The sequence below is a fragment of the Paraburkholderia sp. genome (genome assembly GCF_035948235.1).
Taxonomy (GTDB): domain Bacteria; phylum Pseudomonadota; class Gammaproteobacteria; order Burkholderiales; family Burkholderiaceae; genus Paraburkholderia.
This window is the reverse complement of sequence record NZ_DASZJJ010000303.1, coordinates 1-5,950: the sequence shown is the minus strand read 5'-3', so window position 1 is coordinate 5,950 and position 5,950 is coordinate 1. Positions and strand designations below refer to the sequence as shown.

Genomic DNA, 5,950 nt, shown 5'->3' with positions numbered 1-5,950 from the left:
CTACCTGGTTGATCGCCTGCCGACGCTGGAAGTGCTGGACGATGTGATGTACAAGGCGATCGCTGTCGGCTTTACCTTCTTCACCATCGCCACCATCCTCGGCGCGTTGTGGGCGGCAGAGGCCTGGGGCGGCTACTGGAGCTGGGACCCGAAGGAAACCTGGGCGCTGATCGTCTGGCTCAACTACGCGGCCTGGCTGCATATGCGGCTGATGAAGGGGCTGCGCGGCGGCGTGGCGGCGTGGTGGGCGCTCACGGGCCTGCTCGTCACGACCTTCGCCTTCCTGGGCGTAAATATGTTCCTGTCGGGTCTGCATAGTTACGGCAAGCTGTAACCGAATCCGACCTCGGAACGAATTAACCGCCGGATGCCTCGCGCACCGGCGGTTTTTTTCATTCTGGCGGGAAGGATTCCGGATTGCGTGCGTTAGCGCTGATAGAGGTCTTTGCAGGTCTTTGGAACGTGGATCGACGGGAGTACGGGATATGTGGATCAAGCGCAGCAGCAGGATCATCCTCAACGGCGACGACATCGCCGCGCACGAGATCACGCCGCAAAAAGTGTTCGAACAGCGTCGGCGCTTCATGAAGGCGACAGGTGCGCTCGCGCTTGGCGGTGTGGGGGCGGGGATGGGGTTGTTCGATCCGCGCGACGCTTTCGCCGAATACGCGTCGCCGGACCCGAAGGCCATCAAGCTCGCCGCCAGAACCAACGCGAAGTTCGTCGCGCTCGACAAGGCCACGCCGTTCAAGGACGTGACGACCTATAACAACTTCTACGAGTTCGGCACCGACAAGGGCGATCCGGCGCAAAACGCCCACACGCTGCGCCCGCGCCCGTGGAAGGTGAGCGTGGAAGGCGAGATCAAGAACCCCAAGGTCTACGATATCGACGACATCCTCAAGCTCGCGCCGCTTGAAGAGCGCGTGTACCGCCACCGCTGCGTGGAAGGCTGGTCGATGGTGATTCCGTGGGTCGGCATTTCGCTGTCCGAGCTGATCAAGCGCGCGCAGCCCACCGGCAACGCGAAATACGTGCAGTTCATCACGCTCGCCGACCGCTCGCAGATGCCGGGTCTGGCCGAGCCGATCCTCGACTGGCCGTATTCCGAAGGGCTGCGCATGGACGAGGCGATGAATCCGCTCACGCTGCTCACGGTCGGGCTGTACGGCCAGGTACTGCCGAACCAGAACGGCGCGCCCGTGCGCATGGTGCTGCCGTGGAAATACGGCTTCAAGAGCGCGAAGTCGCTGGTCAAGATCCGCTTCGTGGAGAAGCAGCCGCCGACCAGCTGGAACACCTACGCGTCGAACGAATACGGCTTTTTCTCGAACGTGAACCCGAACGTCGATCACCCGCGCTGGAGCCAGGCGACCGAGCGGCGTATCGGCGAGGACGGTTTTTTCACGCCCAAGCGCAAGACGCTGATGTTCAACGGTTACGGCGATCTGGTGGCGTCGATGTATCAGGGCATGGATCTGCGCAAGAACTTCTGACGGAATCGGATGATGGAATCGACGACCACAGCAGAGCGTCGCGCCAAAAGCGTGCAGCAGGCGAACACGAGGAGCGCAACGACGGGCCCGCGCTGGCTGCGCTGGGCGAAAGTCGCGGTGTTCGTCGCGGCGTGGTATCCGCTCGCGCGCATCGTGTTCTTCGGCGTGACCGACCGGCTGGGCGCGAACCCGATCGAATTCATCACGCGCTCGACGGGGCTGTGGACGCTCGTGTTTCTTTGCATCACGCTGGCGGTTACGCCGTTGCGGCGGCTCACCGGCTGGAACGCGCTGCTGCGCTTTCGGCGCATGCTGGGCCTCTACGCGTTCTTCTACGCGGCGCTGCATTTCACCACTTACATCTGGTTCGACAAATGGTTCGACGTGGCCGCGATGCTCAAGGACATCGGCAAGCGGCCCTTCATCACGGTGGGTTTTGCGGCCTTCGTGCTGCTGATTCCGCTGGCCGCAACTTCGACCAAAGCGATGGTGCGCAAGCTCGGCCGCCGCTGGCAGAGCCTGCATCGCCTGATCTACGCGATCGGCGTGCTCGCAATCCTGCACTTCTGGTGGATGAAGGCGGGCAAACACGATCTGGTTCTGCCGAAGATCTATGGCGCGATCATGCTGGCGCTGCTCGGCTGGCGGCTAGTCGTCTGGCTGACGGCGCGCGTCAGGACGCGCAGTGTGTAGGAAAGCGCGCCGGCAATAAAAAAGCGACGCACGGGGCGTCGCTTTTTTATTGGTGAGAACTCAAGCTCAATCCGGCAGCAGATGCTCGCCTGCGAAAAGCTGCTGCACGGTCTCGCGCTCGCGCGCCACATGCACGCGCGTGCCGTCGACCAGCAGTTCGGCTGCACGCGGACGCGTGTTGTAGTTCGAGCTCATCGTGAAACCGTAAGCGCCCGCCGAGCGGATCGCCAGCACGTCGCCGGCTTCCAGCGCAAGCGTGCGGTCGCGGCCCAGCCAGTCGCCGCTCTCGCACACCGGGCCGACGATGTCGTACGCGTGCGCCTCGCCCGCGCGCGGCGTGACCGGTTCGATGGCGTGATAGGCCTCGTACATCGCGGGGCGCGCGAGATCGTTCATCGCCGCATCGACGATGGCGAAGTTCTTTTCCGCGCCCGGCTTCAGGAATTCGACCGTGGTGAGCAGGATGCCCGCGTTGCCGACCAGCGAGCGGCCCGGCTCGAACCAGACCTCGCGCGACTTGCCGGTCTTCGCGCCATGCGCGTCGATGCGATCGAGCACCGTGCGCACAAACGCGCCGATATCGGGCGGCGTTTCGTCGTCATAACGGATGCCGAGACCGCCGCCCACGTCGATATGATGGATCGCGATACCGTCCGTCTCGATCTGGTCGACCAGTTCGAGCACCTTGTCGATGGCGTCCAGATACGGCGCGACTTCGGTGATCTGCGAGCCGATATGGCAGTCGATGCCAACGACCTGCAGATTGGGCATGGCCGCCGCCGCGCGGTAGGTCGCGCGCGCGTCTTCAAAGGCGATGCCGAACTTGTTCGACTTCAGGCCCGTGGAGATGTAGGGGTGCGTCTTCGCGTCGACGTCCGGGTTCACGCGCAGCGACACCGGCGCTTTCTTGCCGAGTGCGCCCGCCACTGCGTTCAGGCGGTCGAGTTCGGGAATCGATTCGACGTTGAAGCACTTCACGCCCGCGTCCAGCGCGGTTTTCATTTCGTCGGCATGCTTGCCCACGCCCGAGAACACCGTGTTGGCGGCTTTGCCGCCTGCGGCCAGCACGCGCGCAAGCTCGCCGCCCGAGACGATGTCGAAGCCCGCGCCTTCGCGCGCGAACACGTTGAGCACGGCGAGATTGCTGTTCGCCTTGACCGCGACGTGCACCGAGGCGCGGCGGCCCGAGCAGGCGTCCGCGTAGGCGTGCCACGTTGCGGTGAGCGCGGCGCGCGAGTAGACGTAGAGCGGCGTGCCGTGCTGCGCGGCGAGATCGGCGGCGGATACGCCTTCGACGAAGAGCGTGCCGTCGACGCGGTGGAAAGCGGGCTGAGTCATGCGGAGAATCGGTTGCGGGTGATGGACTGCTTGCTGGACGGGCGGCTTACTGCGCCGGTGCGGCAGCGGAAGCCGGTTGCGCAGCCGAGGCCGACGCGGGGGCGGAATTCAGTTCGGTGTCCGGCGACAGCGAAAGCGGCGTGCCCGAGGTGTCGGGAATCGAGCCGGCTTCGGCGTCCGAGCCTGCGCGCGCTTGATCGGCGGGCTGCGTCTCGAAGTTCGGCTTCTGCGGCATCGGCGGCACGGTCGGCATGTAAAGCGGGCCTTTCTGGCCGCAACCGGTGAGCGACACTGCGCCAAGCGCGAAAGCGGCTAGAATCGCGGCGGACGTCGAAACGCGGGATGCCCGTGCGCGCATCCGGGAATTGACACGCATAATTGTCCCTGAATGATTAACTGGTGGAGTTTAGCATGGCAGATAGTGACTACCTGAGCCGCGCGGAGGCCGTGCTGGCGGCGGTGGAACGCGCTGTGGACGAGGCCGATGCCGACATCGAACTCGAACGTAGCGGCAATGTTCTGACGCTCGAATTCGAGAACCGCACGAAGATCATCGTCAACCTGCAGCCGCCGATGAAGGAAATCTGGATCGCTGCGAAAGCGGGCGGATTCCACTACCGCTTCATCGACGGGCAGTGGCTCGACACGCGCACCGGCACCGAGTTTTTCTCGGCGCTCACCGCCTACTCGACCGAGCAGGCCGGCGAGCCGGTGAAATTCGTGCCGTGATGTCGTAGCGACGTTTCAGACGCGCGAATGAAAAACGGGCACCTTCGGGTGCCCGTTTTGCTTTCCGGCGTTTGGCCCGCTGAGCGCTTCAATGCCCGCGGAACAGGTTCATGATGTCCTCTTTTTCCTTGGCGTTGACCTGCTGGGGTTCCGTTGCCGCGCCCGTATCGGCGGCGTCGCCACCCGAGGCCGAACTGCCGCCCGCTGCCGCCTGTAGCGCCGCCTGGCTGATGCCCACGGTCGAGACGAAACCGTGTCCTGGCGTGGTATCGGCGTAATACAACTCGTCGCCGAGCGTGACGATGCCGTCGGGCATCGGCATCTTGTACTCGGGCACGCCGTTGAGCGCCTTCTGCATGTAGTCGATCCACACGGGCAGGGCGAGACCGCCGCCGGTTTCCTTGTCGCCCAGGCTGCGCGGATTGTCGTAGCCGATCCACGCAATCGCCGTGAGCGTGTGCTGATAGCCCGCGAACCACGCGTCGCGCGAATCGTTGGTCGTGCCCGTTTTGCCGCCGAGATCCGTGCGCTTGAGGGCGTTGGACTTCGCGCCCGTGCCGCGCTGCGCGACGCTCTGCAACAGGCTGTTCATGATGTACGCGTTGCGCGGATCGATCGCGCGCGGCGCGTTCTGTTCGGCCACGAGCGGCTGCGCCTGTGCGACCACCATGCCGCGCTGGTCGGTGACTTCGGCGATCAGATACGGATTGACGCGATAGCCGCCGTTGGCGAACACCGCATAGCCGCCTGCCATCTGCAGCGGCGTGACGAGGCCAGCGCCCAGCGCCATCGGCAGATAGGCCGGGTGGCGATCGGCGTCGAAACCGAAGTGCGTGATGTACTGCTGTGCGTACTTCGTGCCGATGTGGTTGAGGATGCGGATCGACACGAGGTTCTTCGACTTCATGAGCGCGGTGCGCATGCTCATCGGGCCGTCGAAGCCGCCGCCGTAGTTCTTCGGCTCCCACGCCTGGCCGCCGGTTTCCGCGGCGCTGAAGAAGAGCGGCGCGTCATTGATGACGGTGGCCGGTCCCAGACCCTTGTCGAGCGACGCCGAATAGATGAACGGCTTGAAGCTCGAACCCGGCTGGCGCCACGCCTGGGTGACGTGGTTGAACTTGTTCTTGTTGAAGTCGAAGCCGCCCACCAGCGCGCGGATCGCGCCGTCCTGCGGCACGACCGAAACAAACGCGCCTTCGATCTGCGGCAACTGCGTGATCGACCATTCGCCGGCGTTGTTGCGCGCCACGCGGATGATCGCGCCGGGGCGGATCTTCTGGCTCGGCTGCGCGCGCGCGCTCAGGTTGTATTGCGCGAAGCGCAGGCCGTCGCCGACGATGCTGGCGGTGTTGCCGTCCATGAAGGTCGCCTTGACTTCCCTGGGGTTGGCAGCCGTGACCACGGCTGCCACCAGCTCGCCGTTATCCGGGTGTTCGAGGAGGGCGTCGTCGATGGCCTGTTCGCGGTCGTCGGCGTCGCTGGGCAGGTCGATGAAGGCTTCGGGGCCGCGATAACCGTGACGGCGCTCATAGTCCATCAGCCCCTTGCGCAGCGCGCGGTAGGCGACGTCCTGATCGGCGGAATCGATCGTCGTGACCACGTTCAGACCACGCGTGTAGGCCTCTTCGTGGTACTGCGCGTACATCATCTGACGCACCATTTCCGCCACGTATTCGGCGTGCACGCTGAATTCC

At 64.5% G+C, this 5,950-nt stretch carries 7 protein-coding genes and 1 pseudogene; 4 read left to right on the top strand and 4 right to left on the bottom strand.

Annotated features, from left to right (window positions below; all coding sequences use genetic code 11):
* The 3 genes from ccsA to msrQ all read left to right on the top strand — a co-directional run.
* Positions 1-334: cytochrome c biogenesis protein CcsA (gene ccsA / locus VG320_RS27150; protein ID WP_327203161.1), on the top strand; the 334-nt coding region annotated here is incomplete at its 5' end.
* A gap of 151 nt (positions 335-485) precedes the next feature.
* Positions 486-1,496, top strand: coding sequence for a protein-methionine-sulfoxide reductase catalytic subunit MsrP (gene msrP / locus VG320_RS27145; protein ID WP_327203160.1), 1,011 nt, complete (start codon positions 486-488; stop codon positions 1,494-1,496).
* Positions 1,497-1,505: 9 nt separating this feature from the next.
* A complete protein-coding gene (msrQ, locus tag VG320_RS27140; RefSeq protein ID WP_414696130.1) occupies positions 1,506-2,189 on the top strand; it encodes a protein-methionine-sulfoxide reductase heme-binding subunit MsrQ in 684 nt (227 codons plus the stop codon).
* 66 nt (positions 2,190-2,255) lie between these two features.
* Here the strand turns inward: msrQ and lysA are convergent, their stop codons facing one another.
* The 3 genes and pseudogenes from lysA to lptM all read right to left on the bottom strand — a co-directional run.
* Positions 2,256-3,527: a diaminopimelate decarboxylase gene (lysA, locus tag VG320_RS27135; protein ID WP_327203158.1), complete on the bottom strand. Its 1,272-nt coding sequence runs from the start codon at positions 3,525-3,527 to the stop codon at positions 2,256-2,258.
* 46 nt (positions 3,528-3,573) lie between these two features.
* Entirely contained in the window at positions 3,574-3,780 is a 207-nt protein-coding gene (locus VG320_RS27130) for a hypothetical protein (protein WP_327203162.1), read from the bottom strand.
* Positions 3,781-3,885, bottom strand: a pseudogene (gene lptM, locus VG320_RS27125) (LPS translocon maturation chaperone LptM); the annotation flags it as partial.
* Between the two features lie 53 nt (positions 3,886-3,938).
* Here lptM and cyaY point away from each other — a divergent pair.
* Positions 3,939-4,256 carry an iron donor protein CyaY gene (cyaY, locus tag VG320_RS27120; protein WP_327203157.1) on the top strand — a complete coding sequence of 106 codons (318 nt, stop codon included), beginning with the start codon at positions 3,939-3,941 and terminating at the stop codon, positions 4,254-4,256.
* Between the two features lie 88 nt (positions 4,257-4,344).
* Here the strand turns inward: cyaY and VG320_RS27115 are convergent.
* A partial coding sequence (locus tag VG320_RS27115; protein ID WP_327203156.1) for a penicillin-binding protein 1A occupies positions 4,345-5,950 on the bottom strand: 1,606 nt, incomplete at its 5' end.

Coding starts and splice junctions, on each gene's coding strand:
- cyaY (WP_327203157.1), top strand. CDS start 3,939: ATGGCAGATAGTGACTACCTGAGCCGCGCGGAGGCCGTGCTGGCGGCG.
- msrP (WP_327203160.1), top strand. CDS start 486: ATGTGGATCAAGCGCAGCAGCAGGATCATCCTCAACGGCGACGACATC.
- lysA (WP_327203158.1), bottom strand. CDS start 3,527: ATGACTCAGCCCGCTTTCCACCGCGTCGACGGCACGCTCTTCGTCGAA.
- msrQ (WP_414696130.1), top strand. CDS start 1,506: ATGATGGAATCGACGACCACAGCAGAGCGTCGCGCCAAAAGCGTGCAG.
- VG320_RS27130 (WP_327203162.1), bottom strand. CDS start 3,780: ATGCCGACCGTGCCGCCGATGCCGCAGAAGCCGAACTTCGAGACGCAG.